Origin of the sequence: Streptomyces sp. NPDC085946, from assembly GCF_044540485.1 — a bacterium.
In the GTDB taxonomy this organism is placed as follows: Bacteria; Actinomycetota; Actinomycetes; order Streptomycetales; family Streptomycetaceae; genus Streptomyces.
Window position 1 is genome coordinate 985,478 of sequence record NZ_JBITSF010000001.1, and the last position, 26,613, is coordinate 1,012,090.

At 74.9% G+C, this 26,613-nt stretch carries 22 protein-coding genes; 13 read left to right on the plus strand and 9 right to left on the minus strand.

Annotation, left to right across the window (positions count from 1 at the left end; genetic code table 11):
* Positions 1-224: 224 nt before the first annotated feature.
* Both ACIF8T_RS04370 and ACIF8T_RS04375 read right to left on the minus strand, forming a co-directional pair.
* Complete coding sequence (locus ACIF8T_RS04370) at positions 225-713, minus strand: PaaI family thioesterase (RefSeq protein ID WP_400030975.1); 489 nt, start codon at positions 711-713, stop codon at positions 225-227.
* A 55-nt stretch (positions 714-768) separates the two neighbouring features.
* Entirely contained in the window at positions 769-3,048 is a 2,280-nt protein-coding gene (locus ACIF8T_RS04375; RefSeq protein ID WP_400030977.1) for an FdhF/YdeP family oxidoreductase, read from the minus strand.
* A 414-nt stretch (positions 3,049-3,462) separates the two neighbouring features.
* On the opposite strand from ACIF8T_RS04375, the gene polA reads away from it, so the two are divergent.
* On the plus strand, positions 3,463-6,189 hold the full coding sequence (gene polA / locus ACIF8T_RS04380) for a DNA polymerase I (RefSeq protein WP_400030979.1): 2,727 nt from the start codon (positions 3,463-3,465) through the stop codon (positions 6,187-6,189).
* Between the two features lie 788 nt (positions 6,190-6,977).
* Here polA and ACIF8T_RS04385 read toward each other — a convergent pair.
* Positions 6,978-7,838, minus strand: a complete 861-nt coding sequence (locus ACIF8T_RS04385) for a DUF4184 family protein (RefSeq protein ID WP_400030981.1) — start codon at positions 7,836-7,838, stop codon at positions 6,978-6,980.
* A gap of 325 nt (positions 7,839-8,163) precedes the next feature.
* Between ACIF8T_RS04385 and ACIF8T_RS04390 the strand changes: the two genes are divergently transcribed.
* On the plus strand, positions 8,164-9,963 hold the full coding sequence (locus ACIF8T_RS04390) for a lytic murein transglycosylase (RefSeq protein WP_400030983.1): 1,800 nt from the start codon (positions 8,164-8,166) through the stop codon (positions 9,961-9,963).
* Positions 9,964-10,080: 117 nt separating this feature from the next.
* On the opposite strand, the gene hrpB is transcribed toward ACIF8T_RS04390, so the two are convergent.
* Both hrpB and ACIF8T_RS04400 read right to left on the minus strand, forming a co-directional pair.
* Positions 10,081-12,585 (minus strand): ATP-dependent helicase HrpB, encoded by a 2,505-nt coding sequence (hrpB, locus tag ACIF8T_RS04395; protein ID WP_400030985.1) that lies wholly within the window; start codon positions 12,583-12,585, stop codon positions 10,081-10,083.
* 90 nt (positions 12,586-12,675) lie between these two features.
* Entirely contained in the window at positions 12,676-13,485 is an 810-nt protein-coding gene (locus ACIF8T_RS04400; RefSeq protein ID WP_400031494.1) for a class I SAM-dependent methyltransferase, read from the minus strand.
* 369 nt (positions 13,486-13,854) lie between these two features.
* On the opposite strand from ACIF8T_RS04400, the gene rpsA reads away from it, so the two are divergent.
* The 4 genes from rpsA (at position 13,855) to ACIF8T_RS04420 (ending at position 17,682) form a co-directional block, all read left to right on the plus strand.
* The gene (gene rpsA / locus ACIF8T_RS04405) at positions 13,855-15,345 is read left to right on the plus strand and encodes a 30S ribosomal protein S1 (RefSeq protein ID WP_400030987.1); all 1,491 of its coding nucleotides are present in this window, start codon (positions 13,855-13,857) and stop codon (positions 15,343-15,345) included.
* 228 nt (positions 15,346-15,573) lie between these two features.
* Positions 15,574-16,512 carry a PAC2 family protein gene (locus tag ACIF8T_RS04410; protein WP_400030989.1) on the plus strand — a complete coding sequence of 313 codons (939 nt, stop codon included), beginning with the start codon at positions 15,574-15,576 and terminating at the stop codon, positions 16,510-16,512.
* A 100-nt stretch (positions 16,513-16,612) separates the two neighbouring features.
* Positions 16,613-17,248 carry a dephospho-CoA kinase gene (gene coaE, locus ACIF8T_RS04415; protein ID WP_400030991.1) on the plus strand — a complete coding sequence of 212 codons (636 nt, stop codon included), beginning with the start codon at positions 16,613-16,615 and terminating at the stop codon, positions 17,246-17,248.
* A 50-nt stretch (positions 17,249-17,298) separates the two neighbouring features.
* On the plus strand, positions 17,299-17,682 hold the full coding sequence (locus tag ACIF8T_RS04420) for a tetratricopeptide repeat protein (RefSeq protein WP_400030993.1): 384 nt from the start codon (positions 17,299-17,301) through the stop codon (positions 17,680-17,682).
* 158 nt (positions 17,683-17,840) lie between these two features.
* Here ACIF8T_RS04420 and ACIF8T_RS04425 read toward each other — a convergent pair whose 3' ends face one another.
* Positions 17,841-18,167 carry a DUF6343 family protein gene (locus tag ACIF8T_RS04425; RefSeq protein WP_400030995.1) on the minus strand — a complete coding sequence of 109 codons (327 nt, stop codon included), beginning with the start codon at positions 18,165-18,167 and terminating at the stop codon, positions 17,841-17,843.
* Between the two features lie 161 nt (positions 18,168-18,328).
* Between ACIF8T_RS04425 and ACIF8T_RS04430 the strand changes: the two genes are divergently transcribed.
* Positions 18,329-19,009, plus strand: a complete 681-nt coding sequence (locus tag ACIF8T_RS04430; RefSeq protein WP_400030997.1) for a class I SAM-dependent methyltransferase — start codon at positions 18,329-18,331, stop codon at positions 19,007-19,009.
* A gap of 122 nt (positions 19,010-19,131) precedes the next feature.
* Positions 19,132-19,659 carry a DoxX family protein gene (locus ACIF8T_RS04435; protein WP_400030999.1) on the plus strand — a complete coding sequence of 176 codons (528 nt, stop codon included), beginning with the start codon at positions 19,132-19,134 and terminating at the stop codon, positions 19,657-19,659.
* 134 nt (positions 19,660-19,793) lie between these two features.
* On the opposite strand, the gene ACIF8T_RS04440 is transcribed toward ACIF8T_RS04435, so the two are convergent.
* On the minus strand, positions 19,794-20,432 hold the full coding sequence (locus ACIF8T_RS04440; RefSeq protein ID WP_400031000.1) for an RNA-binding S4 domain-containing protein: 639 nt from the start codon (positions 20,430-20,432) through the stop codon (positions 19,794-19,796).
* Positions 20,433-20,541: 109 nt separating this feature from the next.
* Here ACIF8T_RS04440 and ACIF8T_RS04445 point away from each other — a divergent pair, with 109 nt between their 5' ends.
* The 4 genes from ACIF8T_RS04445 to pip all read left to right on the plus strand — a co-directional run bounded on the left by ACIF8T_RS04445 (position 20,542) and on the right by pip (position 24,517).
* On the plus strand, positions 20,542-21,294 hold the full coding sequence (locus ACIF8T_RS04445) for a helix-turn-helix domain-containing protein (protein ID WP_400031002.1): 753 nt from the start codon (positions 20,542-20,544) through the stop codon (positions 21,292-21,294).
* Positions 21,291-22,592, plus strand: coding sequence for an MFS transporter (locus tag ACIF8T_RS04450; protein ID WP_400031004.1), 1,302 nt, complete (start codon positions 21,291-21,293; stop codon positions 22,590-22,592). The genes ACIF8T_RS04445 and ACIF8T_RS04450 overlap by 4 nt, the downstream gene beginning before the upstream one ends.
* A 133-nt stretch (positions 22,593-22,725) precedes the next feature.
* The gene (locus ACIF8T_RS04455; RefSeq protein WP_400031005.1) at positions 22,726-23,517 is read left to right on the plus strand and encodes a uracil-DNA glycosylase; all 792 of its coding nucleotides are present in this window, start codon (positions 22,726-22,728) and stop codon (positions 23,515-23,517) included.
* A gap of 37 nt (positions 23,518-23,554) precedes the next feature.
* Positions 23,555-24,517 (plus strand): prolyl aminopeptidase, encoded by a 963-nt coding sequence (gene pip, locus ACIF8T_RS04460; protein ID WP_400031007.1) that lies wholly within the window; start codon positions 23,555-23,557, stop codon positions 24,515-24,517.
* 40 nt (positions 24,518-24,557) lie between these two features.
* On the opposite strand, the gene ACIF8T_RS04465 is transcribed toward pip, so the two are convergent.
* Both ACIF8T_RS04465 and ACIF8T_RS04470 read right to left on the minus strand, forming a co-directional pair.
* On the minus strand, positions 24,558-25,190 hold the full coding sequence (locus ACIF8T_RS04465; RefSeq protein WP_400031009.1) for a gamma carbonic anhydrase family protein: 633 nt from the start codon (positions 25,188-25,190) through the stop codon (positions 24,558-24,560).
* Positions 25,184-25,606: a RidA family protein gene (locus ACIF8T_RS04470; protein WP_400031011.1), complete on the minus strand. Its 423-nt coding sequence runs from the start codon at positions 25,604-25,606 to the stop codon at positions 25,184-25,186. Before ACIF8T_RS04470 ends, ACIF8T_RS04465 begins: the two co-directional genes overlap by 7 nt.
* A gap of 219 nt (positions 25,607-25,825) precedes the next feature.
* On the opposite strand from ACIF8T_RS04470, the gene ACIF8T_RS04475 reads away from it, so the two are divergent.
* Positions 25,826-26,608: a nucleotidyltransferase domain-containing protein gene (locus ACIF8T_RS04475; RefSeq protein WP_400031013.1), complete on the plus strand. Its 783-nt coding sequence runs from the start codon at positions 25,826-25,828 to the stop codon at positions 26,606-26,608.
* Positions 26,609-26,613 lie beyond the last annotated feature (5 nt).

The following is a 26,613-nucleotide window of genomic DNA, read 5'->3' on the forward strand; positions in this document are numbered from 1 at the left end:
GGGGGGGGCGGGGGAGGGGGTTGGGGGGGCCCCGCCAACCCGGGGGGGGGGGGGGCGGGGGGTCCCCCGGGGGGGGGGCGGCCCCGCCCCTGTGCCGCGCGGGGGGGCGGGCGCGACAAGAGCGCGCCCGCCCCTCCAGGGTTTTCCCTACGTCGGCCTCCGCGACCGGGTGCGTGGGTCTCCGCGACCGGGTGCGTCGGCCTCCGCGACCGCCGTACGCCGTCTCAGCCCGCCGTGCGGACGTGCTCCCCGTCGCCGGGGCGGACGTCGCGCAGCAGGCAGGTCAGCCGGGCGGTGCACACCCGCCTGTCGTCCTCGTCCGTGATGACGATCTCGTAGGTGGCGGTCGAGCGGCCCCGGTGGACGGGGGTGGCGACGCCCGTGACCAGACCGGAGCGCACGCCCCGGTGGTGGGTGCAGTTCAGGTCGACGCCGACGGCGATCCTGGAACTGCCGCCGTGCAGCATGGAACCCACCGAGCCGAGGGTCTCCGCGAGGACGGCCGAGGCGCCGCCGTGCAGCAGCCCGTAGGGCTGGGTGTTGCCCTCGACGGGCATGGTGCCGACGACGCGGTCCGCCGAGGCCTCCAGGATCTGCACGCCCATCCGGGTGCCCAGGTGCCCCGCGGAGAACAGGGCCGGCAGGTCGACGCCGAGCGCGGCGTACTCGTCGACGACCTCTTGCGGGAACTTCACGTGCTGCTGCTCGCCCATCGGGCCCGGCTCCGTTCGTCCGATCACTCCGGCTGACTGTCGGCTGAGCAAACGCTCAGTCGGTCGCCGATTGTTCCAGACGCACCACGACGGACTTGCTGGCCGGGGTGTTGCTGACGTCCGCGGTGGCGTCGAGCGGCACCAGCACGTTGGTCTCCGGGTAGTACGCGGCCGCGCAGCCGCGCGCGGTCGGGTAGTGCACGACCCGGAAGCCGGGCGCCCGCCGCTCGACGCCGTCCGTCCACTCGCTGACCAGGTCGACGTAGGCGCCGTCGGCGACGCCGAGCTCCCGGGCGTCCTCGGGGTGCACGAGCACCACCCGGCGGCCGTGGGTGATGCCCCGGTAACGGTCGTCGAGGCCGTAGATCGTGGTGTTGTACTGGTCGTGCGAGCGCAGCGTCTGCAGCAGCAGCCGCCCCTCGGGCAGCCTCGGGTACTCCACCGGCGCCGCCGTGAAGTTGGCCCTGCCGGTGGCGGTCGGGAAACGGCGCTCGTCGCGCGGGGCGTGGGGGAGGGCGAAGCCGCCCGGCCGCGCCACGCGCGCGTTGAAGTCCTCGAAGCCGGGGATCACGCGCGCGATGCGGTCCCGGACCGCGGCGTAGTCCCTCTCGAACTCCTCCCACGGCACCCGGCTGTCCGTGCCGAGCACGCGGCGCGCCATCCGGCACACGATGGCCGGCTCCGACAGCAGGTGCGGGCTCGCCGGCTCCAGGCGCCCGCGCGAGGCGTGCACCATGCCCATGGAGTCCTCGACCGTCACGAACTGCTCGCCCGAGTCCTGCAGGTCGCGCTCGGTACGGCCGAGGGTCGGCAGGATCAGGGCCCGCGCGCCCGTGACCGCGTGCGAGCGGTTCAGCTTCGTCGACACGTGCACGGTCAGGCGGGCGCGCCGCATCGCGGCCTCCGTGACCTCCGTGTCCGGGGAGGCCGACACGAAGTTGCCGCCCAGGGCGAAGAACACCTTCGCCTCGCCGTCGCGCAGCGCGCGGATGGCCCGGACGACGTCGTAGCCGTGCGCGCGCGGGGGAGCGAAGCCGAACTCCTTCTCCAGGGCGTCCAGGAAGGCCGGGGCGGGCCGCTCGAAGATGCCCATCGTGCGGTCGCCCTGCACGTTGGAGTGGCCGCGCACCGGGCACACGCCCGCGCCGGGACGGCCGATGTTGCCGCGCAGCAGCAGGAAGTTGACCACTTCCTTGATGGTGGACACGGCGTGCTTGTGCTGGGTGAGGCCCATCGCCCAGCACACGATGGTGCGCTCGGAGGCCAGGACCATGCGCAGGGCCTCCTCGATCCGGGCGCGCGTGAGGCCCGTCGCCCTCAGCGTCTCGTCCCAGTCGGCGGCGCGGGCCGCCGCGGCGAACTCCTCGTAGCCGTGGGTGTGCGCCCGGACGAACTCCTCGTCGACCGCGCCCGGCGTCTCCAGGACCAGCTTGTTGAGGAGGCGGAAGAGGGCCTGGTCGCCGCCGATGCGGATCTGCAGGAACAGGTCGGTGAGGGCGGAGCCGGCGGTCAGGCCCCTGGGGGTCTGCGGGTTCTTGAAGCGCTCCAGGCCCGCCTCGGGCAGCGGGTTGACGCTGATGATCTTCGCGCCGTTCGCCTTCGCCCTCTCCAGGGCGGACAGCATGCGGGGGTGGTTGGTGCCGGGGTTCTGGCCGGCGACGATGATCAGGTCCGCCTGGTACAGGTCCTCCAGCAGGACGCTGCCCTTGCCGATGCCGAGGGTCTCCGACAGGGCGGAGCCGGAGGACTCGTGGCACATGTTCGAGCAGTCGGGCAGGTTGTTGGTGCCGAGCTCGCGGGCGAAGAGCTGGTAGAGGAAGGCGGCCTCGTTGCTGGTGCGGCCCGAGGTGTAGAAGACGGCCCGGTCGGGGGAGTCGAGGGCGGTGATCTCCTCGGCGATGATGTCGAAGGCGCGCTCCCAGGTGACCGGCTCGTAGTGCGTGCCCCCCTCCGGCAGGTACACGGGGTGGGTGAGCCGGCCCTGCTGGCCGAGCCAGTACCCGCTGCGGCGGGCGAGGTCGGCGACCGGGTGCGCGGCGAAGAACTCCGGGGTCACCCGGCGCAGGGTGGCCTCCTCGGCCACCGCCTTCGCGCCGTTCTCGCAGAACTCGGCCTTGTGCCGGTGGTCCGGCTCGGGCCAGGCGCAGCCGGGACAGTCGAAGCCGTCCTTCTGGTTGACGCTCAGCAGCGTCAGCGCGGTGCGCTTCACCCCCATCTGCCGCTGCGCGATCTTCAGGGTGTGCCCGATGGCCGGGAGCCCCGCCGCCGTGTGCTTCGGCTCGGCGACCCGCGGCGCGTCCTGCACCGGATCACTCTTGGGCGGCTTGGCGGCCATCGCACACTCCCCTTCGACTGCGCATGTGAGGTACGTCTCCGATCCTCGCACGGCCCGCCGACAACGCTGCCGGACGGGCGTGCGGGCGTGCGGGGGCGGGAGCGTTGCCGGCGGACCCGGGGCCCGGGTCGCCGGGGGCGATGGGTGCGGCTGGCCGGGGGCCCCGGGCTGCCGGGGGCGATGGGTGCGGTGGGAGAGAGGGGCACGACGGGTCAGGGGCCCCGAGCCGATGGGAGCGATGGGGGGGCGGCGCGCCAGGGACCCCGGGCTGCCCGGAGCGATGGGTGCGGCGGACCGGGGGCTCCGGGCCGCCGGATGCCGCGGGCTGTTCCGCCCCCCGGGGCGGCCGCCGCCGTCCCGGGCGCGGCCCGCGGCCGGAGCCGAGTGTCGGTGGCTCGTGGCAGGATCGGGGACGTGGCAGAGACAGCATCGAAGAAGACCGACAGCACCTCCGGCGGCAGCCGGCCGCGCCTGATGCTCATGGACGGGCACTCGCTGGCCTACCGCGCGTTCTTCGCGCTGCCCGCGGAGAACTTCACGACCGCGACCGGCCAGCCGACGAACGCGCTCTACGGCTTCGCGTCGATGCTGGCCAACACGCTGCGCGACGAGGCACCCACGCACTTCGCGGTCGCCTTCGACGTCTCCCGCAAGACCTGGCGGTCGCAGGAGTTCACCGAGTACAAGGCGAACCGCTCCAAGACCCCCGACGAGTTCAAGGGCCAGGTCGAGCTCATCGGCGAGCTGCTCGACGCGATGCACGCCCCGCGCTTCGCCGTCGAGGGCTACGAGGCGGACGACGTCATCGCCACGCTCGCCACCCAGGCCGAGGCCGAGGGCTTCGAGGTGCTGATCGTCACCGGCGACCGGGACTCCTTCCAGCTGGTCAGCGAGCACACGACCGTGCTGTACCCGACCAAGGGCGTCTCGGAGCTGACCCGCTTCACCCCGGAGAAGGTCTTCGAGAAGTACGGGCTGACGCCCGCCCAGTACCCCGACTTCGCGGCGCTGCGCGGCGACCCGTCCGACAACCTGCCGGGCATCCCCGGCGTCGGCGAGAAGACGGCCGCGAAGTGGATCAACCAGTTCGGTTCCTTCGCCGAGCTGGTCGAGCGCGTCGACGAGGTCAAGGGCAAGGCCGGGCAGAACCTGCGCGACCACCTGGAGGCGGTCAAGCTCAACCGCCGCCTCACCGAGCTGGAGCGGCAGGTCGAGCTGCCCCGGCGCGTCACCGACCTCGCGCGGGAGCCGTACGACCGCAAGGCGGTCACGATGATCCTGGACACCCTGGAGATCAGGAACCCCTCGCTGCGCGAGCGGCTCTTCGCCGTCGACCCCGGCGCCGAGCAGGCCGAGGCCGCCCCGGTCGTCGCGGACGGCGTGGAGCTGGACGGCACCGTGCTGGGCACCGGCGAGCTCGCCCCCTGGCTCGCCGAGCACGCCGCCGACACCCTCGGCGTCGCCTCGGTCGACACCTGGGGCCTGGGCACCGGCTCGGTCGCCGAGGTCGCGCTCGCCGCGCCCGGCGGGGCGGCCGCCTGGTTCGACCCGTCGCAGCTCGACGAGGCCGACGAGACGGCGTTCGCGGCCTGGCTCGCCGACGCCGGCCGCCCGAAGGTGTTCCACGACGCCAAGGGCGCGATGCGCGTCTTCGCCGAGCACGGCTGGCGCGTCGAGGGCGTCGCCATGGACACCGCGCTCGCCGCGTACCTGGTCAAGCCGGGCCGCCGCTCCTTCGACCTGGACGCGCTGTCCCTGGAGTACCTGCACCGCGAGCTCGCCCCCGCCGCCGCGGCCGACGGCCAGCTGGCCTTCGGCGCGGACGAGGGCGCCGAGGCCGAGGCGCTGATGATCCAGGCCCGCGCGATCCTCGACCTGGGCCAGGCGTTCGAGGGCAGGCTCCGGGACGTGGGCGCCGCGGACCTGCTGCGCGACATGGAGCTGCCGACCTCCGAGCTGCTGGCCCGCATGGAGCGGCACGGCATCGCGGCCGACCGGACGCACCTGGAGGCCATGGAGCAGATGTTCGCCGGCGCCGTGCAGCAGGCGGTGAAGGAGGCGCACGCGGCGGCCGGGCACGAGTTCAACCTCGGCTCGCCCAAGCAGCTGCAGGAGGTCCTCTTCGGCGAGCTGGCCCTGCCCAGGACCAAGAAGACCAAGACCGGCTACACCACGGACGCCGACGCCCTGGCCTGGCTGGCCGGCCAGACCGACAACGAGCTCCCGGTGATCATGCTCCGGCACCGCGAGCAGGCGAAGCTGCGCGTCACCGTCGAGGGCCTGATCAAGACGATCGCCGGGGACGGCCGGATCCACACCACGTTCAACCAGACCGTCGCCGCCACGGGCCGCCTGTCCTCCACCGACCCGAACCTGCAGAACATCCCGGTCCGCACGGACGAGGGCCGGGCCATCCGGCGCGGCTTCGTCGTCGGCGAGGGCTTCGAGTCCCTGATGACGGCCGACTACAGCCAGATCGAGCTGCGGGTGATGGCGCACCTCTCCGAGGACGAGGGCCTGATCGAGGCGTTCACCTCCGGCGAGGACCTGCACACCACCGCCGCCTCCCAGGTCTTCGCGGTCGAGCCCGCCGCGGTGGACGCCGAGATGCGCCGCAAGATCAAGGCGATGTCGTACGGCCTGGCCTACGGCCTGTCGGCCTTCGGCCTGTCCCAGCAGCTGAACATCGAGGCGGCCGAGGCGCGCGCCCTGATGGACGCGTACTTCGAGCGGTTCGGCGGGGTGCGGGACTATCTGCGCCGGGCGGTCGACGAGGCCCGGGCGACGGGCTACACGGCGACGCTCTTCGGGCGCCGCCGCTACCTGCCCGACCTCAACAGCGACAACCGCCAGCGCCGCGAGGCGGCCGAGCGGATGGCCCTCAACGCGCCCATCCAGGGCACGGCGGCCGACATCGTCAAGATCGCCATGCTCAAGGTGGACCGGGCGCTGCGCGAGGCCGGCCTGAAGTCCCGCATGCTCCTGCAGGTCCACGACGAAATCGTCCTGGAGATCGCCCCGGGCGAGCGCGCCACCGCCGAGGAACTGGTCCGCCGCGAGATGTCCACCGCGGTCGACCTCCGCGTCCCCCTGGGCGTGTCGGTGGGCGTGGGCTCCGACTGGGAGTCGGCGGCACACTAGCGGGCTGCCCTCCGGGGGCGGGAGCGGCCGGGGCGGGGGTTCCCCGAGAGGGATCCCCCGCCGGGGCCGGAACGGCCCGGGGCTTGTGCGGGCGGGACCGGGCCGGGCCGTGCCTCGGCGGGGCGGCACGGGCATGCGGGCCACCGCACTCGCCCCAGGCCCTCACCCCGGCGAGGGCAACGTGGCCGGCGGACGCCCCGCCTCCCCGGCACCCCCACACAGAGCCCGGGGCCTCGCCGCCGCACCGGGCACCCGCACACGGGCGCCGGTCCCCACCCGGCAGGACCCCCCGCACGAGCCCACCTGGCGGCGCCGGATCATCACCCGCGTGGCCCTCGGCAGAACGCCCTCGCCCGTCCAGGCCGCGAGGATGCGGGGCATGGGTATACGCATGCTTCCCCGCCGGCCGGCACCCGCGCGGGCGGACGCCGACGCACCCATCCGCCCGGCGGCTCCGCGGGTCCCGGCCTGCACGGCCGCCGCGAGCACCGCCCGGATCCCCGAGTCCCTCCCCGCGGCCCTGCGCCGCGCGGCGGCGGAACGCCTCCGGCGCCTCGCCCACGCGTGGCTCCCCCAGGAAGGCCGGACCTTCACCGGCACGGACCCCGGCGGCCCGAGAACCGGAGCCCGGACCGGGACCGGCCCCGCGGCCGCACCCCCCGCCGAGCCCCCCGTCCGGCGGGTGTGGGCCGACATGGCCCGGGGCTGCCTCGCGCTCCTGCTCACCCTGCTGCCACGGCCGCGCCCCGCCCCCGCCGTCACCGTGTTCGTCGCGACGCCCGGCCCCCTCAGCGCACGGCCGGACGGCTCGGCTCCGCGGCGGCGCCGTCAGGGCCCCGGTCCGCACGGACCGGGGCCGGGCGCCGCACCCTGACCAGCACGGCGTACAGCAGCACCCCCACGACCAGCCCGGTGCCCGTGCCGAAGCACACCGTCGGGACCAGCTCCCACGGCTTGGCGACCTCACCCCAGTACGCCCACCAGCGCAGCGCCCGGTGCACCGCCGACACCAGCGCACAGCCGCCGATCAGCGCGGCCGCCCCCCACCGGTCCCGGACCGACAGCACCGCGACCCCGACCGGCTCGGCCCGGGGCGTCCGGCGCAGCGCGTACGCGACGAACACCGTGAGGACCACCGCGGCCAGCGCCGAACCGCCGTACTGCAGGTACCAGTAGAGCGGCGAGCCCGCCACCTCCCGGCCCAGGGCGGGGAAGAGCCGCATCCCCCACCGGTCGAGGTGGGTGAACGCGTCCCACACGACATGCGTGAGCGCGCCGAGCACCGCGGAGAGGTACCAGCGCGCCACGAGGGACGGCCGCACGCGTGCGCGGGGCGCCCCGCAGCGCAGCAGCGCGGCCGTCCGTCCCTGCCGGTCCGGCGGCAGCAGGGCCACCAGCGGCTCCCGCACCAGCAGCCACAGTCCCACCAGCGTCCAGGCCACCAGCACGTCGACGGTGAAGACGCCCGGGAAGGAGTGCGTGACGTCGCCGAACTCCATCGCCCCGGACAGGACACTCGCCGCGTAGTAGGTCATGTCGGGCGCGAACGAGCCCGCCACGAGCACGGCCGGCACGAAGGGGCCGCGACCGGTTCCGTCGGTGCGCACGGCGGGCAGGACGGCCGCCGCGTGGCTCAGTGTGAACGGCAACTCGGCTCCTCGTGAAGGTCGTTGGCCCGGCCCGTCCGGACCCGGCCGGCGGCGGTCCCCAGTATGCGCGGCCCTCCTCGTCACGGCCGGCCGAACCGGGTGTGGCCGATCGGTGAAATCCGGGCGCGGACGGGTGCCCGGGAAAAGGAAGTTGTCGTAGGGTCACATGGTTGCCGTGCCGCGGCACACGCGGGTGTGAACGCGCCGCGACGGAACAGAAGAGACAACCGGTCGAGGGCAACCCGCCCGGCGGGTCGATCGTCACAACAGAGCGGAACAACGAACAGAGACGGGCGTCCGGACGCCCACGGGAGGGGTTCACTCTATGGCGGCGCATTTCGGCAGGAGGCTGCGCAAGGGGGCGGCGACCACCGCCGTGGCCGCGGCCGCGGTCGCGGCACTGTCCGCGTCCCAGGCTCCGGGGACCACGACCGACGGCCACGACAGACAGGCCGCCGCAGACGCCACCCCGTCCCCCGAGGCGCACGCCGAGGGCAGCGCGACCGGCAACTCGCCGTACTACACCGACCTGCCGCCGCTCAAGAGCCCGAGTCCGTCGCCGACCACCGGCACCGCCACCCCCGCCGCCCCGGGCACCGCCGAGGCGGGCATCCCGGCGACCGTCCTGGACGCCTACAAGAAGGCCGCCGCCGCGCTGGGCGAGTCCAAGCCCGGCTGCAACCTGCCCTGGCAGCTCCTCGCGGCCATCGGCAAGGTGGAGTCGGGTCAGGCCCGCGGCGGCCGGGTCGCCGCGGACGGCACCACGGTCTCCCGGATCCTCGGCCCGCAGCTCAACGGCAACGGGTTCGCGAGCATCACGGACACCGACAACGGCGCGTACGACGGTGACAGCTCCTACGACCGTGCCGTGGGCCCCATGCAGTTCATCCCCACCACCTGGGAGTGGGCGGGCCGCGACGGCAACGGCGACGGCAGGGAAGACCCCAACAACATCTACGACGCCGCCCTCGCGGCCGGCCACTACCTGTGCCGCTTCGGCTGGGACCTGTCCACCCAGGCCGACCTGGACCGCGCGATCCTCAGCTACAACAACTCCCGGGACTACCTCAACACCGTCCTGTCCTGGCTGGATTACTACCGCCGCGGCACCCACGAGATCCCCGACGGCACCGGCACCCTGCCCGTGGGCCGCAGCGATGCCGGCGCCGGCGCCGGAGCCGGCAGCGGCGACAAGGGCGGCAGCGGCGACAAGGGCGGCAACGGCAACGGCAAGGGCGACGGGGGCAAGGAGGCCGGGGGAGCGAGCCCCGAGCCGTCGACGCCGGGTTCGCCGGGCCCGAAGCCGTCCGAGCCCGGCACTCCGGGCGGCGGCACCACGACCCCGCCCGGCACCCAGACCCCGCCGCCCTCGACGCCGCCGACCCCCACCGACACGGTGGACCACCTGGAGGACGCGGGCACCGCGAAGCTCACCGCGACGGCGGGCGACGCGTTCGCCTCGCGGATCACCGCCCGGGCCGAGACCGAGACCGGCAAGGCCGTCGCGAAGGTGAGGATCCGCTTCACCATCGTCGGCGACACCGACGCCACCTTCACCGGCGGCGAGAGCGTGGCCACGGTCGCCACCGACAGCACCGGCAAGGCCGTCGCGCCCGCCCTGCGCGCGGGCGAGAAGACGGGCGAGTTCACCGTCCGCGCCACCGTCGTGGGCCGGGCGATCCGGGGCCTGGACTACACGGCCACCGTCACCGAGCGCACCGCCGACGCCCTCGTCCGCACCGGCGACGCCCCGCTGACGTGCGCGCCGGGCGGCGCGTTCGCGAACGGGATCGAGGTGAAGGCCACGTACCGGGGCGCCGTCGCGGACAAGGTCGCGGCCACCGCCACGCTCGTCACGTCGGCCGACGATCCGGCCGTCAACGACAAGGGCCCCTACTTCAAGGACGCCGACGGCAAGGCCGTGCGCACCCTCACGGGCCTGCGGACGGACGCCGACGGCCTGCTGAAGCTGCCTCAGCTGTACGCGGACGACACCACCGGGACGTTCCTGCTGCGCATCACCACCGCGGGCGGTGCCACGGTCACCGTGGAACTGACCGTGGCGGCGGCCGAGACGTCCTCGCCCAGCCCGTCCACGAGCCCGTCGGCCACCGCCGGCGCGTAGCCGGCCGTACGACGCCGCGGCGGCGCCCCTCCTCCCGGAGCGGCGCCGCCGCGGCGTCCGTACCCGTGCGCGGCCTGACGGCACGTCAGGCGAGAGGTCCGCGTCCGGCCGTCGCGCTCAGCGCCCGGGACGGGCGTTGGTGTGCCGGGTCGGCTCCGCGGTGGCCGGGTCCTCGGGCCAGGGGTGCTTCGGGTACCGGCCGCGCAGCTCGGCGCGCACCCCCCGGTAGCCGTCCCTCCAGAAGGAGGCGAGGTCGGCGGTGACCGCGGCGGGCCGCCCGGCGGGGGAGAGCAGGTGCACCAGCAGCGGCACCCCGGCGACCCGCGGCGACCGCTGGAGCCCGAACATCTCCTGGAGCTTCACCGCGAGCACGGGCTGCTCGGGACGGGCGTAGTCCACCCGGATCCGGGACCCGCTGGGGACGGTGATCCGCTCCGGGGCGAGCTCGTCGAGCCGGGCCGCCTCCCCCGAGGCCCAGGGCAGCAGCCGTCCGAGCGCCTCCCCGGCATCGATCCGCCCGAGGTCGGCCCGGCGCCGGGCCCTGCCGAGCTCCGGCTCCAGCCACTCGTCCACGCGCGCGTGGAGGGCCTCGTCGGAGACGTCGGGCCAGGGCTCCCCCAGGTGCAGGCGGAGGAAGGCGAGGCGCTGCCGCAGCACCACCGCCTCCGGTGACCACCGCAGCAACCCGAGGCCCTCGCGCCGCAGCCCGTCGAGCAGCGCGGCGCGCACCGGGGCGGGGCCGGCGTCCCGCAGCGGCCGTACCGCCAGCTCGACCGCCCCCAGCCGCTCGACACGGCGGGCCACGACGTCCCCGTCGCCCCAGCGCACCTCGTCCCGCTCCGCCAGCAGGGCGCCGGCCGCGTACCGGGCGACCTCCTCGTCGACGGGCGCGCCGAGCTGCACGCGCGCGTGGCCGCGGTCCACGGGACGGTCCGCCGCGGCCACCGCGATCCAGGGCGCGCCGCGCAGCGCGCTGGACGCGCCGAGCTCGGCGCGCGTACCGGAGACCATGAGGTACGACCCGCCGTCGGACCTGGCCACGCGCTCGGGGAAGGCGAGGGCGGCGACGAGCCCGGCCAGCCGGTCCTCGGAGAGCTCCCCCCACTTCCCGGCGGAGCCGGGCCCGGACGCGGCGGCGAGGGCTCGCAGCCGCCGCACCTCCGTCCGCCACCGCCCCGCGTAGGCGTCACCCCCGCGCCGGGCGGCCCGCACGGCCGCCGCGAGGTCGTCGCCGTACTCCCGCGGCGCCGTCTCGCCGAGCAGCGCCACCACCTCGGCGGCACCGTCGCCCCCACCCGCGTCGAGCAGCGCCCGCCCCAGCCGGGGGTGCAGCCCCAGGCGGGCCAGCCGCACCCCGCGCTCCGTGGCCCGCCCGCCGTCGTCCACCGCCCCGATCGCCCGCAGCACCGACCGCGCGGCCGCCATCGCCCCCGCCGGCGGCGGATCCAGCAGCGCCAGCCCCGAGGCGTCCGGATCACCCCAGCAGGCCGCCTGCAGGGCGAACGCCGTCAGGTCGGCCACCTTGATCTCCGGCGAGGGGAACCGCGGCAGACGCCCGTCCTCGGCCTCCGCCCAGCACCGGTACACCGCGCCCGGCGCCTCGCGCCCGGCCCGCCCCGCCCGCTGCCGTCCGGCCGCCTGCGACGCCCGTACCGTCGTCAGCGCGCTCAGCCCGCGCGCGTGGTCCACACGCGGCTCCCGGGCCAGCCCCGAGTCCACGACCACCCGCACCCCCGGCACCGTCAGCGACGACTCCGCCACGGAGGTCGCCAGCACCACCCGGCGCCGCGGGCCGGGGGCCAGCACCGCGTCCTGCACGGCCGCCGGCGCCCGCCCGTGCACCTGCAGCACCTCGACGTCCCCGGATTCCCCCAGGAGCCCGGCGACCCGGGCGATCTCGCCGATCCCCGGCAGGAAGCACAGCACGTCCCCCTCCCGCTCGGCCAGCGCCCGCCGCACCACCGACGCCACGTGCGCCAGCAGCGCCGGATCGACCCGCATCCCGTGCGGCGGCCGCACCGGACGCGGCGGCGGCGCCCACACCACCTCCACCGGGTGCGACGCGTCCCGCGCCTCGACCACCGGCGCCCCGCCCAGCAGCTCCGCCCACCCCTGCGCGTCGGTCGTCGCCGAAGCGGCCACCAGCCGCAGCTCGGGCCGCAGCGTCTCGCGCACGTCCCACAGGAACGCCGCCGCCGTGTCCGCGTCCAGATGCCGCTCGTGGCACTCGTCGAGCACCACCACGTCCACGCCGGCCAGCTCCGGGTCGCGCTGGAGGCGCTGCAGCAGCACACCGGTCGTGACGACCTCCACGCGCGTGTGCCGCCCGACGACCCGCTCCCCGCGCACGGTGTGGCCCACGCTGCCGCCGGGCCGCTCGCCCAGCAGCCACGCCATCCGCCGCGCCGCCGCCCGCGCCGCGATCCGCCGCGGTTCGGCGACCACCACCCGCCGCGCGGCCCCCTCGCCGAGCAGCCCCGCCAGCGCCAGCGGCACCAGGGTCGTCTTGCCGGTGCCGGGCGGCGCCACGAGGACGGCGGTGCCGGGCCCCGCCAGGGCGTCCTCCAGCCGGGGCAGGGCGGCGCGTACGGGAAGGGCGTCCAGGGCGTCGTAACGGATCACGCCCCCAGTGTCGTACGCCCCGCCGGGCGGCCCGCCACGCGCCTGGTGCCGCCGTACGCCGCGGCACCCGCCGGCCGCGCTCGCCGTCGGTCAGTCGCGCTCGCACACGAAGATCGCCGTGCCCGGGATCAGGTTCCCGCGCAGCGGGGACCAGCCGCCCCACTCGGAGGTGTTCCACACGGGCCACTCCGGCTCCACCAGGTCCACCAGCCGCAGACCCGAGGCCACCACGTCCCGGACGCGGTCGCCGACCGTGCGGTGGTGCTCGACGTAGACCGCTCGGCCCTCCTCATCCTGCTCGACGTACGGCGTGCGGTCGAAGTACGAGGCCGAGACGCTCAGCCCCTCCGGGCCCGGCTCGTCCGGGAACGCCCAGCGGAGGGGATGCGTGACGGAGAAGACGAACCGGCCCCCGGGGCGCAGCACCCGCCGCACCTCCCGCAGCACCAGGCGCGGGTCGGCGACGAAGGGCAGCGCCCCGTACGCCGAGCAGGCCAGGTCGAAGGAGCCGTCCGCGAACGGCAGCGCGCACGCGTCGGCGCACACCAGCGGGAACGAGCCGCCGATGCGCAGCGCGTGCTGGAGCTGCCGGTGCGAGATGTCCAGGGCGACCGGGCGCGCGCCCTGGGCGGCCAGCCAGCGCGAGCACTGCGCCGCGCCGGCGCCGATCTCCAGGACGTCCCGGCCCTTCAGCTCCTCCGGCGGGCCGAGCAGTTCCGCCTCCACCTCGTCCAGGCCCTCGGGCCCCCAGACGAAGCGGTCGTCGCCGAGGAACGTGCCGTGCTCGACCTGGTACTCGTCCGCGTTGCGGTCCCACCACCCCCGGTTGGCCCGGGAGCTCTCCGCCACACCTGCGTCACGCCTGGTGGCCTCGGGTTCGGACGCTTCGGGCTCTTGGATGATCGGCTCCTTCGTCGTACTCTTCGGTCCAGCCTGTTCCGGCGGTGCCGCGCGGGGGCTTCGCGGGTGCCCGCGGTGCCGCCAAAAGCGGGAATCGTGCCGGAAATGCGGCGAACCGCCCCGGGTGTGCGGCTTCGCGCATTGACCATGCCCGGCCGTCCCCGTATGCTACAAGTTGCGCTGCGGGCCTGCGCACCTCAGACGTAGCAGGTCGCGCTCGCATCTGTTGTATGTCCCCTCGGTTGTCGAGGCGCCGTCATTAGTTCGCTGGTGAGGCGCTTCCTTGGCTGTCCGGCTTCTGCAGAGCGAAACGGGCTCCAGCGTGAGCAGTACCTACGACTTAATGTCCGTACCGGAGCCCTTTTCCACATGACGAGCAGCACCGAGACCACCGCTTCCACCCCGCAGGTAGCGGTCAACGACATCGGTAACGAGGAAGCTTTCCTCGCCGCGATCGACGAGACGATCAAGTACTTCAACGACGGCGACATCGTCGACGGCGTCATCGTGAAGGTCGACCGGGACGAGGTCCTGCTCGACATCGGTTACAAGACCGAAGGCGTCATCCCGAGCCGCGAGCTCTCCATCAAGCACGACGTCGACCCCAACGAGGTCGTCGCCGTGGGCGATGAGATCGAGGCCCTCGTCCTCCAGAAGGAGGACAAGGAAGGCCGCCTCATCCTGTCCAAGAAGCGCGCTCAGTACGAGCGTGCCTGGGGCACGATCGAGAAGATCAAGGAAGAGGACGGGATCGTCACCGGCACCGTCATCGAGGTCGTCAAGGGTGGTCTCATCCTCGACATCGGCCTCCGTGGCTTCCTGCCGGCCTCCCTCGTCGAGATGCGCCGCGTCCGCGACCTCCAGCCGTACGTCGGCAAGGAGCTCGAGGCGAAGATCATCGAGCTGGACAAGAACCGCAACAACGTGGTCCTGTCCCGCCGTGCCTGGCTGGAGCAGACCCAGTCCGAGGTGCGCCAGACGTTCCTCACCACCCTCCAGAAGGGTCAGGTCCGTTCCGGCGTCGTCTCCTCGATCGTCAACTTCGGTGCCTTCGTGGACCTGGGTGGCGTCGACGGTCTGGTCCACGTCTCCGAGCTGTCCTGGAAGCACATCGACCACCCCTCCGAGGTCGTCGAGGTCGGCCAGGAGGTCACCGTCGAGGTCCTCGACGTCGACATGGACCGCGAGCGTGTCTCCCTGTCGCTGAAGGCGACCCAGGAAGACCCGTGGCAGCAGTTCGCCCGCACCCACCAGATCGGCCAGGTCGTGCCCGGCAAGGTCACGAAGCTGGTTCCGTTCGGTGCGTTCGTCCGCGTGGACGAGGGCATCGAGGGTCTGGTGCACATCTCCGAGCTGGCCGAGCGCCACGTGGAGATCCCGGAGCAGGTCGTCCAGGTCAACGACGAGATCTTCGTCAAGGTCATCGACATCGACCTCGAGCGCCGTCGCATCAGCCTCTCGCTGAAGCAGGCCAACGAGTCCTTCGGTGCCGACCCGTCGGCGGTCGAGTTCGACCCGACCCTGTACGGCATGGCCGCGTCCTACGACGACCAGGGCAACTACATCTACCCCGAGGGCTTCGACCCCGAGACCAACGACTGGCTCGAGGGCTACGAGAAGCAGCGCGAGGAGTGGGAGCGCCAGTACGCCGAGGCGCAGCAGCGCTTCGAGCAGCACCAGGCGCAGGTCATCAAGTCCCGCGAGGCGGACGCCCAGGCCGCTGCCGAGGGTGGCGAGGCCGCCGCTCCGGCCGCGTCCGGCGGTTCGTACTCGTCCGAGGGCGGCGACACCTCCGGCGCCCTGGCGTCGGACGAGGCGCTGGCCGCGCTGCGCGAGAAGCTGGCCGGCGGCCAGAGCTGAGCGCACGCTGCGTGAGCAGTAGCTCCTGAACCGAGGGCCCGCTTCCGGAAGGAAGCGGGCCCTCGGCGCGTCCGCGCCTCCGCGGGGCGACCGGGCCGGTGTCCGCGGTGACCGGACGGGCGGCGGGGGTGAGCGGCGGTGCTTCCGTGACGATCACGTACCCGCGGGTGGGAATGCCCGTGCTCCGCGTCACGTTGTGCTCTACGGACACAAGGAGGAGCGGTCACTGTGCTTGATCCGCAGGGTTTGTACGCATGGGAGCCGAAGGGCCTGGCCGTGGTGGACATGGCGCTCGCCCAGGAGTCGGCCGGCCTTGTCATGCTCTACCACTTCGACGGATACATCGACGCGGGCGAGACCGGCGACCAGATCGTCGAGCGGCTCCTCGACTCGCTGCCCCACCAGGTCGTGGCCCGTTTCCACCACGACCGGCTCGTGGACTACCGCGCCCGCCGCCCGCTGCTGACGTTCAAGCGCGACCGCTGGACCGACTACGAGGAGCCCGCCATCGAGGTGCGGGTCGTCCAGGACGCCACGGGAGCGCCCTTCCTGCTGCTGTCCGGACCCGAGCCGGACGTGGAGTGGGAGCGCTTCGCCGCGGCCGTACGGCAGATCGTCGAGCGGCTCGGCGTCCGCCTGTCCGTCAACTTCCACGGCATCCCGATGGGCGTCCCGCACACCCGGCCCGTCGGTCTCACCCCGCACGGCAACCGCAGCGACCTCGTCCCGGGCCACCGCAGCCCGTTCGAGGAGGCCCAGGTGCCGGGCAGCGCCGAGGCCCTCGTCGAGTACCGCCTCATGCAGGCCGGTCACGACGTCCTGGGTGTCGCCGCGCACGTGCCGCACTACATCGCGCGCTCCCCGTACCCGGACGCCGCGCTGACCGTCCTGGAGGCCGTCACGGCGGCCACCGGGCTGGTCCTGCCGGGCGTCGCGCACGCCCTGCGCACCGAGGCCCACCGCACCCAGACCGAGATCGACCGGCAGATCCGGGAGGGCGACGAGGAGCTCACCGCCCTCGTCCAGGGCCTGGAGCACCAGTACGACGCCGCCGCGGGCGCGGAGACCCGGGGCAACATGCTCGCCGAACCGGTGGAGATCCCGTCGGCCGACGAGATCGGGCGGGAGTTCGAGCGGTTCCTGGCGGAGCGGGAGGGCGACGGCTGAGGAGCCGGGGGCGGCTCAGGGCGCGGGCGGTCGGCCCGGCGGGGTGGTGCCGGGAGGTCCGGGCTGGGCGCCGCCGGTGGCAGGGCCTAAGCTTCCGCTCATGCTGAGGGTGGGCCTGACCGGCGGCATCGGTGCCGGCAAGAGCGAGGTGTCACGGCTGCTCGTCGCGCGCGGGGCCGTGCTGATCGACGCGGACCGCATCGCGCGGGAGGTCGTCGCGCCCGGGACCCCCGGTCTGGCGGCGGTCGTCGACGCCTTCGGCACGGACGTGCTCACGGCGGACGGCAGCCTGGACCGGCCGAAGCTGGGCTCGGTCGTCTTCGCCGACCCGGAGCGGCTGGCCGTCCTCAACGCGATCGTGCACCCCCTCGTCGGCGCCCGCTCCCGCGAACTGGAGGAGGCCGCCGCCGAGGACGCCGTCGTCGTCCACGACGTCCCGCTCCTCACGGAGAACGGCCTGGCGCCGCTGTACGACGTCGTCATCGTGGTCGACGCCGACCCCGGGACCCAGCTCGACCGGCTCGTCCGGCTGCGCGGCATGACCGAGCAGGACGCCCGCGCGCGGATGGCCGCCCAGGCGACGCGCGAGCAGCGCCGGGAGATCGCGGACATCCTGATCGACAACGACGTGCCCCTGGACCAGCTGGAACGCCGGGTCGAGGAGGTGTGGGCCGAGCTCAGCCGCCGGGCCCGGGCCGCCTCGTCCCGGCCGTCCCCGTCGCCGTCCTCGGAATAGCGCCGTCCCGGCGGGGCGTTGAAAGGGCCCAGTGAGGGAAGGACTCTGCCGTGCCCGAGGAGAACAGCGCGCCCACCGGACGTACCCCGGAGACGAACGTCATCGACTTCCGCGCCGCCGAGCAGCTGCTCGCCGCGCGGGACCCGCGGGGTGCGGTGAAGCTGCTCGACGGAGTCATCGCCGCCCACCCGGAGAACACCGCCGCGCGGCTGCTGCGCGCGCGTGCCTTCTTCGCGGCGGCGCAGTTGCGCCCCGCTGAACTGGAGTTCTCCATCGTGCTGGAGCGCGAGCCGGACAACGCGTTCGCGCACTTCGCGCTCGCCCGCACCTACGAGCGCCAGGGGCGGCCCGCCCAGGCCAAGCGCCACTTCCGGCTGGCGGCGGCGCTGGATCCCAATCCGCAGTACCTGAAGGCCGCGCGCTTCGACGCCTGAGGCGAGGGCCGGACCGGGGCCGGGGCCGCGGGCTGGTGCGTGGCGGGGTGCCGCGGTGCGGTCGGCGGTCGGTCAGGTCCCGGCGGCCAGGTGCCGGCCGTATCCGGGCTGCTGCCTGCTGCCTGCTGCCTGCTGCGTGCTGTCTGCCGCCCGCTCCGTCACGGCTGGTCCTCCGGAGGCGGGTGCGGCCGTGCGGCGCCGTCCGGCGGGCGGTGCCGCGGTCCGTCGGCGTCCTCCAGGGGTCGGTACGGCGGTACCTCGGGGCCCGGCTGGTAGTGCGGGCCCTGGCGGAGGTGCCTGAGGACCACGGCCATGTCGACGGTGACCACCAGCCACAGCACCCCGCAGGCGGCGGCCCAGCCGGGACGGCCGGCGAGCAGGAAGGCCACCGTCCCGGCGACCGCCCAGACCAGCCCCCACACGCTCAGCCAGAAGCGCATCCGCAGCGCACTGCGCGCGGTCACCGGCTCACTGCCCGTACGCATCGTGACCACCACTCCTTCCTGCAACGTACTCTCCGGCGCGCACCGGCACCAAGGGGGGCTCCGGCCGTCGCCAGCCGTGCCGGTCACTCGGACGGGTGAACCCGGGCGGAGGGGGGAACGGGCGTGCGGATGCGGCCCGTTGGGCGGGCATGGAGCGAAAAATGCGTGAGGGGTACGAGGGGACCGGGCCCGGGGCGATCACTCCGGACGGCTGCGCCGTGGAGTTCTACGCGCGGCTGCCCGTCGGCGACGAACCGGACGTCATCGCCGCCGCCGTCCCGGCGGGCGCGCGGATCCTGGAGCTCGGCAGCGGCGTGGGGCGCGTGACGCACGCGCTGCTGGAGCGCGGGTTCACGGTCACGGCGGTGGACGAGTCCGCCGAGATGCTGGAGCGGGTGCGCGGCGCGCGGACGGTACGCAGTCCGATCGAGGAGCTGGACCTCGGTGAGACGTTCGACGTGGTGCTGCTCGCCTCCTTCCTGGTGCACGCGGGAGACGCCGGGGTGCGGCGCGGGTTGCTGCGCACCTGCGCCCGGCACGTCGCGCCGGGCGGCTGCGTGCTGATCCAGCGGGAGGCGGAGGACTACCACACGAACGTGCCGCGGGAACGGGTCGACCCCGCCGGTTTCACCGTGCGGGTCGCGTCGGTGGAACCGGTCGGCGACGGGGTCGACTCCGTGCGGGCCGAGTACGTCTTCCCGGACGCGATATGGACCCAGACGTTCCGTGCCCGGCCGTTGACGACGGAGCAGTTCGAGGAGGCGCTGGAGGAGGCGGGGCTGAGAGTGGACCGGTACCTGACGGAGGACCGGGTGTGGGTGCGGGCGGTGGCCGTGGACTGAGGACCGGGCAGGGGGACGGCCGGGGAAACAGCCGGGGAAGGCCGTCCTGAGCGAGGAGTTCCGGGGCGCGGCGCGGTCTGCCTCCATGACCGCAGCACGGACCGCCTCACCCAGGAGACCCCATGTCCGACTCCACCGCCGGCGTCGCCTCCACCGCCTCGGCCCCCTCCGTTCCGGCCTCTTCCGTCTCGTCCGTCCCTCACCCGTCCGGAGCCTTCCCGTCCGGCACCGGCGTCGCCGGGGCGGCGACCGCGCGCAGGAGGTGGGCCCGCATCGCGTTGCGCGGCCTGCAGGTGCTGCTCGCCCTGTTCTTCGGTGTCGCCGGCGCCCTGCCGAAGCTGATCGCCCACCCGTCGGCCGTGGAGTCCTTCGACGAGCTCGGCTGGGGCGCCATGGGCATGTACGCCATCGGGGCGCTCGAACTGGCAGGAGCCGTCGCCCTGCTGGTCCCGGTGCTGCAGTCGGTGGCGGCGGTGGTGCTGAGCGCGCTGATGGTGGGTGCCTTCGTCGTGCAGGTGACCGTGTTCGACGGGCAGTACGCGGCGACACCGGTCGTCCTGATCGTGCCGCTCGCCCTGATCGCCTGGGGGAGGCGGGGGCACAACGCGGAGCTGGTGCGGCTGGTGCCGTCCGTGCGGCGGCGCGGGTGACGTGGGTGATGCCGTGGCGTGCGTGAGCGCGCCGCACGGCGTCGGCGATCCCGCCGGTCCTGCCGGTCCCGTCGGTGCGGGAAGGCCCGAGGCCGGTGAGCCGGGGGCCTTCGCTCCGCCGGACGGCCGGCCGGTCAGGGCCTCGGCCTGCCGGAGCCCGCGCCGGGGTCGGCCAGGCCGCGCAGGCGTTCCAGTTCGCGGCGGTCCCGCTTGGTCGGTCGGCCCATGCCCCGGTCGCGGAGGGCGACCGGCGCGACGGCCTCGCGGGGCGGCGGAGGCGGCGAGTTGTCGATGTAGCACTGGGCGGCCACCGGGGCACCGACCCGCTTGCGGATCAGCCGGGTGACCACGACGATCCGCTCCCGTCCCTCCTGCCGCAGCCGCACCTCGTCGCCGACGCGCACGGAGTGGGCGGGCTTGACGCGCTCGCCGTTCAGCCGCACGTGCCCGCCCCGGCAGGCGGCGGCGCCGAGCGAACGGGTCTTGACCAGGCGTACCGACCAGATCCAGCTGTCGATGCGGACGGTCTCGCCGTTCTGCGGTCCGGCGGCCTCGGCGGCGGCCACCGCGGCCGCGACCTCGGGGTCCTGGGTGCCGTGCGAGGGGGAGGCCGGGGGGCGCCCGTCCCGCGAGCGGTCGGGGGAGTCCTCCGACCGCGCGTGGCCGTCCGGAGCCGGCGCGCCACCGGCCGCCGCGTCGCCGTCCGTCCGCCCGCCGGCCGCCGCGGCCCCGCTCCCGCCCGTCTCGTCGTACTCCGCGCCCTCAGAAGCCATGTCTCCGACCTTAGCCCTCTTCGTCGGCCGATCGGGTACGGAGCAAGATCGCAAAATCAGTTCTGCAAAAAGTATTTTGCGAAACGGGGAAGCGGCCTACTCTCCCGGCATGGAGAGCGATGAGCGCAGGCGCGTACTGGATCCGGAGCGGGACACCGCCGCGATGAAGGCCCTCACGCACCCCTTGCGCATCCGGTTGCTCGGGCTGTTGCGGCAGGACGGTCCGGCGACCGCCAGTGAGCTCGCCGTGCGGACGGGGGAGTCGTCGGCGTCGACCAGTTACCACCTGCGGGTGCTGGCGAAGTACGCGTTCATCGCCGAGGCCGAGCACCGGGACGGGCGGGAGCGGCGCTGGCGGGCGCTGCACGACGTGACGTCCTGGAGCAACGAGGCGATGGAGTCCTCCGCGGCGGGCCGGGCGTACGTCGGCCTCATGCGGCGGCGCCAGATCGAGCACCTGGAGGGGTCGCTCGCCCGGCACGAGGCGGCCCTCGCCGACGGACGTCTCGGTCAGGAGTGGGTGGAACCGTCGGGGATCAGTGACATGCTGCCCCGGCTGACGCCGGAGTCGCTCGCCGAACTGCGGGAGGTGTTCGCGCGGACCGTGGAGGAGCTGGCGGGACGGGACGAGCAGGATCCGCGTGCCCGGCAGGTGGTGCTCGTCGTCGCGGGCCTGCCCCTGGCGCCGCACGACCCGGGCCCCGCGGAGGACACCGGTCCTGCCGGGAATGACCCTGACTCCGTCGGGAATGACCCTGGCTCCGCCGGGAGCGGCCCTGGCTCCGCCGGGAGCAGTTCTGCCTCCGCCGGGAGCGGCGACTCCGCGGGGGGCGGCTCACCGGAGGGGAGCGGGGCGTCATGAGGGAGTCGCCCGCCGTACGGACCGCCCGTCGCCGTTACGCCACCCTCTGCGCGCTCTTCTGGCTGCCGCCGGGACTGGCCATGGCGCCTCTGGTCCTGCTGTTCACCGAGCGGGGCATGGCCCTCGCCGCGATCGCGGGGTTCTTCGCGGCCCACTCGCTGACCGTGGCCGTACTGGAACTGCCCACCGGAGGGCTGTCCGACGTCCTCGGGCGCCGGCCGGTGCTCGCCGCGGCGGGCGCGCTCAACGGCGTCGCGCTGGTCGTCCAGGCCCTCGGCACCACCGCTTGGGCGCTCACCGCGGGCATGGCCCTGATGGGGGCGGCCCGCGCTCTGGCCAGCGGTCCGGCCGAGGCGTGGTACGTCGACACCGTGCAGGCGTGCTCCGGCCCGGACGCCGAGCTGCGGACGGGCCTGGCACGCGGCAGTACCGCGACCTCCGCCGCCGTGGCCGCGGGGATCCTGCTCGGCGGCGCCCTTCCCTGGCTGCTCGGGCGGGGTCCCGATCCCGGTGCGTGGCTGAGCGGGGCGACGGACGGGGCGGTGCTGCCCCTGTCGGTGCCCGTCCTGCTCGGCGCCGCGGTCGAGGCCGTCTTCGTCTGCTACGTCCTGACCGCGTTGCGCGAGCCGCCCCGCCCGCCCACGACCCCGCGGTCCGTGCTGCGCGGCATCCCCGGCACGGTCGCGGACGGGCTGCGCCTGGGCGGGCGGGACGCCCTGGTCCGCCGGGTGCTGCTCGGCGCGGCCGCCGCCGGCGGTGCCCTGGCCGCCGTCGAACTGCTCGGCCCCGGACGCACCCTGGCGGTGACCGGTGCGTCCGGGTCGGGGGCCATGCTCTACGCCGCCCTGGCCTGCGGGGGTTTCGTCTGCGCCGGTGTCGGCAGCCACCTCGCGCCGTACGCCGCCCGGGTCGCGGGCAGCGGCGAGCGGGCGGTCCTGACCGGACTCGGCGCCGGCGCGGCCGGTCTGCTGCTGCTCGGGGTCACGGCGGGTTCGACGCACCCGCTGCCCACGGGCCTCGCGGTCCTCGGCTTCGGCCTGGTCTACCTCGGGCTGGGTGTGGCGGGGCCCAGCGAGAACGAGCTCCTGCACCAGCGCGTCCCCGGAGCGCGCCGCGCCACCGCGCTGTCCGCGCAGTCCCTCGCCCAGCAACTGGTCGGCGCCCTCGTCGGTCTCCTCGCGGGCGCCCTCCGGCCGGGCCCGCTGCCCTGGCTGCTCGCGGCCGCCGTCCTGCTGGCCGGCGCCCTGCTCTGGCTGCGCCGCGCCGAGCGGCCCGTGGCGGTCGCCGGGACGGGCTGACCGGGCGGGACGCGAGAGGGCGTCCCCGGTCCGGCCGGCCCGACGGGTGCGCCCTCGCGCCGGCCGGCCTCGCCCCGGCGCCCCGCTCCGCGGTGCTCGCCGGGCGGCGGCTCTGCGGCCCTACGGTGGAACCATGGATTCCAGTGCCCTCACCGCCCTCGACCGGCGCATCGCGGGCTGCCGTGCCTGTCCGCGGCTGGTGGCCTGGCGCGAGGAGGTGGCCCGGACCAGGCGGGCCGCCTTCGCCGACTGGACGTACTGGGGGCGGCCGGTGCCGGGCTTCGGACCGGACGACGCCCAGATGCTGGTCGTCGGCCTCGCGCCCGCCGCCCACGGCGGCAACCGCACCGGCCGCATGTTCACCGGAGACCGCTCGGGGGACGTGCTGTACGAGGCGCTGTACGACGTCGGACTCGCCTCGCAGCCCGCGTCCGCGTACGCCGGCGACGGTCTCGAACTGTACGGCGTGCGGGTCACCGCGCCCGTGCACTGCGCCCCGCCGGCCAACAAGCCCACGCCCGGCGAGCGGGACGCCTGCCGGCCCTGGCTCGTGCAGGAGCTGCGGCTGCTGCGGCCGACGCTGCGGGCCGTGGTCGTCCTCGGCGCCTTCGGCTGGCAGGCCGCGCTGCCCGCGTTCGCGGAGGCGGGCTGGACCGTGCCGCGCCCCCGCCCCGCCTTCGCCCACGGCACGCACGTCACCCTCGACGCCACCGCCACCGCCACCGCCACTGCCACCGCCACCAACACCGACACCGGCGCCCCCGGTCGTGCCGACGAGCGGGACCGTCCCGGCCGGCTGGACCTCTTCGGCTGCTACCACGTCAGCCAGCGCAACACCTTCACCGGCCGGCTCACCCCCGGGATGCTGCGGGAGGTGCTGCGCACGGCGGCGCGGACGGCGGGCCTGCCGCGGGCGAAGAAATGAGGTGAGCGGACCGGCGTGCGGACGTTACGGTGCGGCGATGGGCCTCTATCCGGCAATCGAACCGTACGCGCACGGCATGCTCGACGTCGGCGACGGCAACCGCGTGTACTGGGAGACCAGCGGCAACCCGGACGGCAAGCCCGCCCTGGTGCTGCACGGCGGGCCGGGCTCGGGCTGCACGCCGTGGTACCGGCGGCTGTTCGACCCGGCGGCGTACCGGATCGTCCTGCTCGACCAGCGCGGCTGCGGGCGTTCGACGCCGCACGCGAGCGCCCACGACACCGACATGAGCGTGAACACCACCGCCCACCTCCTCGCCGACCTGGAGCGGCTGCGCGCGCACCTGGGGATCGAGCGGTGGCTCGTGTGGGGCGTGTCGTGGGGATCGGTGCTCGGGCTGCGGTACGCGCAGACGCATCCCGGGGTGGTGTCCGAGCTGGTGCTGACGGGCATCGCCACCGGCTCCCGTCCCGAAGTGACCCTGCTGACCAGAGGACTGGGGAAGATCTTCCCGGAGGCCTTCGGGCGGTTCCTGGCCGACCTGCCGGAGGACGACCGGGACGGCGACCTCGCCGCCGCCTGCAACCGGCTCGTCGAGTCGCCGGACCCGCAGGTGCGGGAGCGTGCCGCGCGGGCCTGGACCGACTGGGAGACAGCGATCATCCCGGCGCCGCCGCGCTCCGTGGCACGGTTCGAGGACCCGGTGTTCCGCAGGGGTTTCGCCCGTACCGTCACCCACTACTTCGCCAACGACCACTTCCTCGGTGAAGGCAACGACGAGGGGGTCGTCCTGCGCGACGCGCACCTGCTGGCGGGGGTGCCGGGGACGCTCGTGCAGGGCAGCCTCGACTTCGGCAACCTCCTCGGCACCGTCTGGCGGCTCCACCACGCCTGGCCCGGCAGCGAGTTGGTCCTCGTTGACGAGGCGGGGCACGACGCGTCCGCGCCCGGTATGGAGGACGCGCTGATCGCGGCGACGGACCGGTACGCCCGGCGGTGACGCGACGGACGGGAGCGCGGGGCCGGGCCGGGGCCGTGGCTCACGGACGGTCCGCGGGCGGAGGCGCCGGGGGTTGTTCGTCCAGGACGCGGTCGTCGCGGTGGGCGCCGTAGAAGTCGGCCTGGCGGGCCATCAGGTCGCGCAGGGAGGTGCCGCGCGGGACGCCGTACACCGTGCCGGGGAAGTCCAGGCCCTGCTGCACCTGCCACAGCGCGTCGTGCTCGCCCGGGGCGAACAGCCGCGCCCGGGGCGCTCCCGCCGCGATCCAGCCGATGGGCAGGACGGAACCGGGCGGCAGGACGGAGTTGACGTGCAGCACGCTGTTGATCCGCAGTTCGGAGCCGGCGCCCGCGACGGCTCCGGGGAAGGCGGAGGCGCCGGTCGCCACGAAGACCTCGTCCTCGATGGTCGCCCCGTTGACGTGGGCGTGCGGGCCGACGAGCACCGCGTCGCCGATGACGGCGGGGTGCCCCGAGCGTCCCCGCACCAGCGCGTTCTCCATGACGACGACGTCCGACCCGACGCGGACCTCCCCGTCCTCGGCGGTGAGCACGGCCCCGTGCAGCACACGGGCGCGTTCGCCGAGGGTGACGGCCCCGCAGAGGACGGCGGTCGGAGCGACGTACGCGGACTCCGGGACGACGGGGCGCCGCCCGCGGTGCTCGATCAGCACGAGGCCTCCCCGGACGGGCCGGGGACGACGGCTGTCGCGGTGATCTCCACCAGTTGCCCGGGGTACCCGAGGCAGGCGACGCCGATCAGCGTCGACGCGTGGGGTCCGGCGCTGAGCCCGGAGGCCTCGACGACGCCCCAGACGGCGGACAGCACCGCCGGATCGGCGCTCACGACGTACACGTCCGTCGCCACGACGTGCGGGAAGTCGCTTCCGGCCGCGCGCAGTTGGGTCCCGAGGTTGGCGAGCACCTGCTCGGCCTGCCGTACGGGGTCCCCCGGCCCGACGAGCGTGCCGCCGGCGTCGAGCGGGACGGAACCGGCGAGGAAGGCGAGCTTCGTGCCGGCCTCCACCACGGACGCGTGGGAGTACCTGGGCGGCGGGAACAGGTCAGGGACGGTGAGGCGCTGGATCACGGAGGCTCCTGTCTGGCGGACGGCGGACGGCGGACGGCGGACAGCGGGCGGTGGGCGGCGGCCTGCGGGCGACGGTGTGCGGTCGGGCGGAACCCCCCCGATCATGCGGTGCCGTGCTGCCCCGCGCACCCGCTTTTCCGTCGCGCCCCGCCCCCTCGCCCCCCGCCTCCCCTCCCCCCACCCCCTTCCACCCGAACCACGACCGTCAGGAGCCGCACCGTGCCCTCCCTCACCGACGACCGGGCCTTCCTCGACGCCACCGCCGACCGCCTCGCCGCCCTGCCCGCCGTCGAGGCCGTCACCCTCGGCGGTTCACGCGCCCGGGGCACCGAACGGCCGGACAGCGACTGGGACCTGGCCGTCTACTACCGGGACGGCTTCGACCCCGGCGACCTGCGCGCGGTCGGCTGGGAGGGCGAGGTCTGCGAGATCGGCGCCTGGGGCGGCGGTGTCTTCAACGGGGGCGCGTGGCTGACGATCGACGGCCGCCGCGTGGACGTGCACTACCGCGACCTGCGCGTGGTCGAGGAGGTGTGGGCGGAGTCGGAGCGGGGCCGCTTCCGCGTCGAGCCGCTGATGTTCCACCTGGCGGGCATCCCGACCTACCTGCTCGTCGCGGAGCTCGCCGTCAACCGGGTGCTGCGGGGCACGCTGCGGCAGCCCACCGCCTACCCGCCGGCGCTGCGCGCCTCCGCCCCCGCCCACTGGCACGGCACGGCCGCCGCCACCCTCGCCTACGCCAAGGCGGGCCACGCCCCGAACGGCGCCCTCACCCAGGTCGCGGGCGCGATCGCCGTCGCGGCGGCGCAGTCCGCGCACGCCGTGCTGGCGGCGCGCGGGGAGTGGGTCACCAATGAGAAAGGGCTCGTCGAGCGGGCCGGGCTGTCGCGGGTGGACGCGCTCGTGGCCGCCCTCACGCCCGACCCGGACGCGCTCGCCCGCAGCGTCACCGAGGCGGAGGCGATCCTGGGGCGGGCGGTGGAGACGGCCGGGCGGCGCTGAGCGCG

Coding starts and splice junctions, on each gene's coding strand:
- ACIF8T_RS04450 (WP_400031004.1), top strand. CDS start 21,291: ATGAGGGAGTCGCCCGCCGTACGGACCGCCCGTCGCCGTTACGCCACC.
- ACIF8T_RS04390 (WP_400030983.1), top strand. CDS start 8,164: ATGGCGGCGCATTTCGGCAGGAGGCTGCGCAAGGGGGCGGCGACCACC.
- ACIF8T_RS04435 (WP_400030999.1), top strand. CDS start 19,132: ATGTCCGACTCCACCGCCGGCGTCGCCTCCACCGCCTCGGCCCCCTCC.
- coaE (WP_400030991.1), top strand. CDS start 16,613: ATGCTGAGGGTGGGCCTGACCGGCGGCATCGGTGCCGGCAAGAGCGAG.
- ACIF8T_RS04430 (WP_400030997.1), top strand. CDS start 18,329: ATGCGTGAGGGGTACGAGGGGACCGGGCCCGGGGCGATCACTCCGGAC.
- ACIF8T_RS04440 (WP_400031000.1), bottom strand. CDS start 20,432: ATGGCTTCTGAGGGCGCGGAGTACGACGAGACGGGCGGGAGCGGGGCC.
- rpsA (WP_400030987.1), top strand. CDS start 13,855: ATGACGAGCAGCACCGAGACCACCGCTTCCACCCCGCAGGTAGCGGTC.
- pip (WP_400031007.1), top strand. CDS start 23,555: ATGGGCCTCTATCCGGCAATCGAACCGTACGCGCACGGCATGCTCGAC.
- ACIF8T_RS04375 (WP_400030977.1), bottom strand. CDS start 3,048: ATGGCCGCCAAGCCGCCCAAGAGTGATCCGGTGCAGGACGCGCCGCGG.
- ACIF8T_RS04425 (WP_400030995.1), bottom strand. CDS start 18,167: ATGCGTACGGGCAGTGAGCCGGTGACCGCGCGCAGTGCGCTGCGGATG.
- ACIF8T_RS04445 (WP_400031002.1), top strand. CDS start 20,542: ATGGAGAGCGATGAGCGCAGGCGCGTACTGGATCCGGAGCGGGACACC.
- ACIF8T_RS04455 (WP_400031005.1), top strand. CDS start 22,726: ATGGATTCCAGTGCCCTCACCGCCCTCGACCGGCGCATCGCGGGCTGC.
- ACIF8T_RS04370 (WP_400030975.1), bottom strand. CDS start 713: ATGGGCGAGCAGCAGCACGTGAAGTTCCCGCAAGAGGTCGTCGACGAG.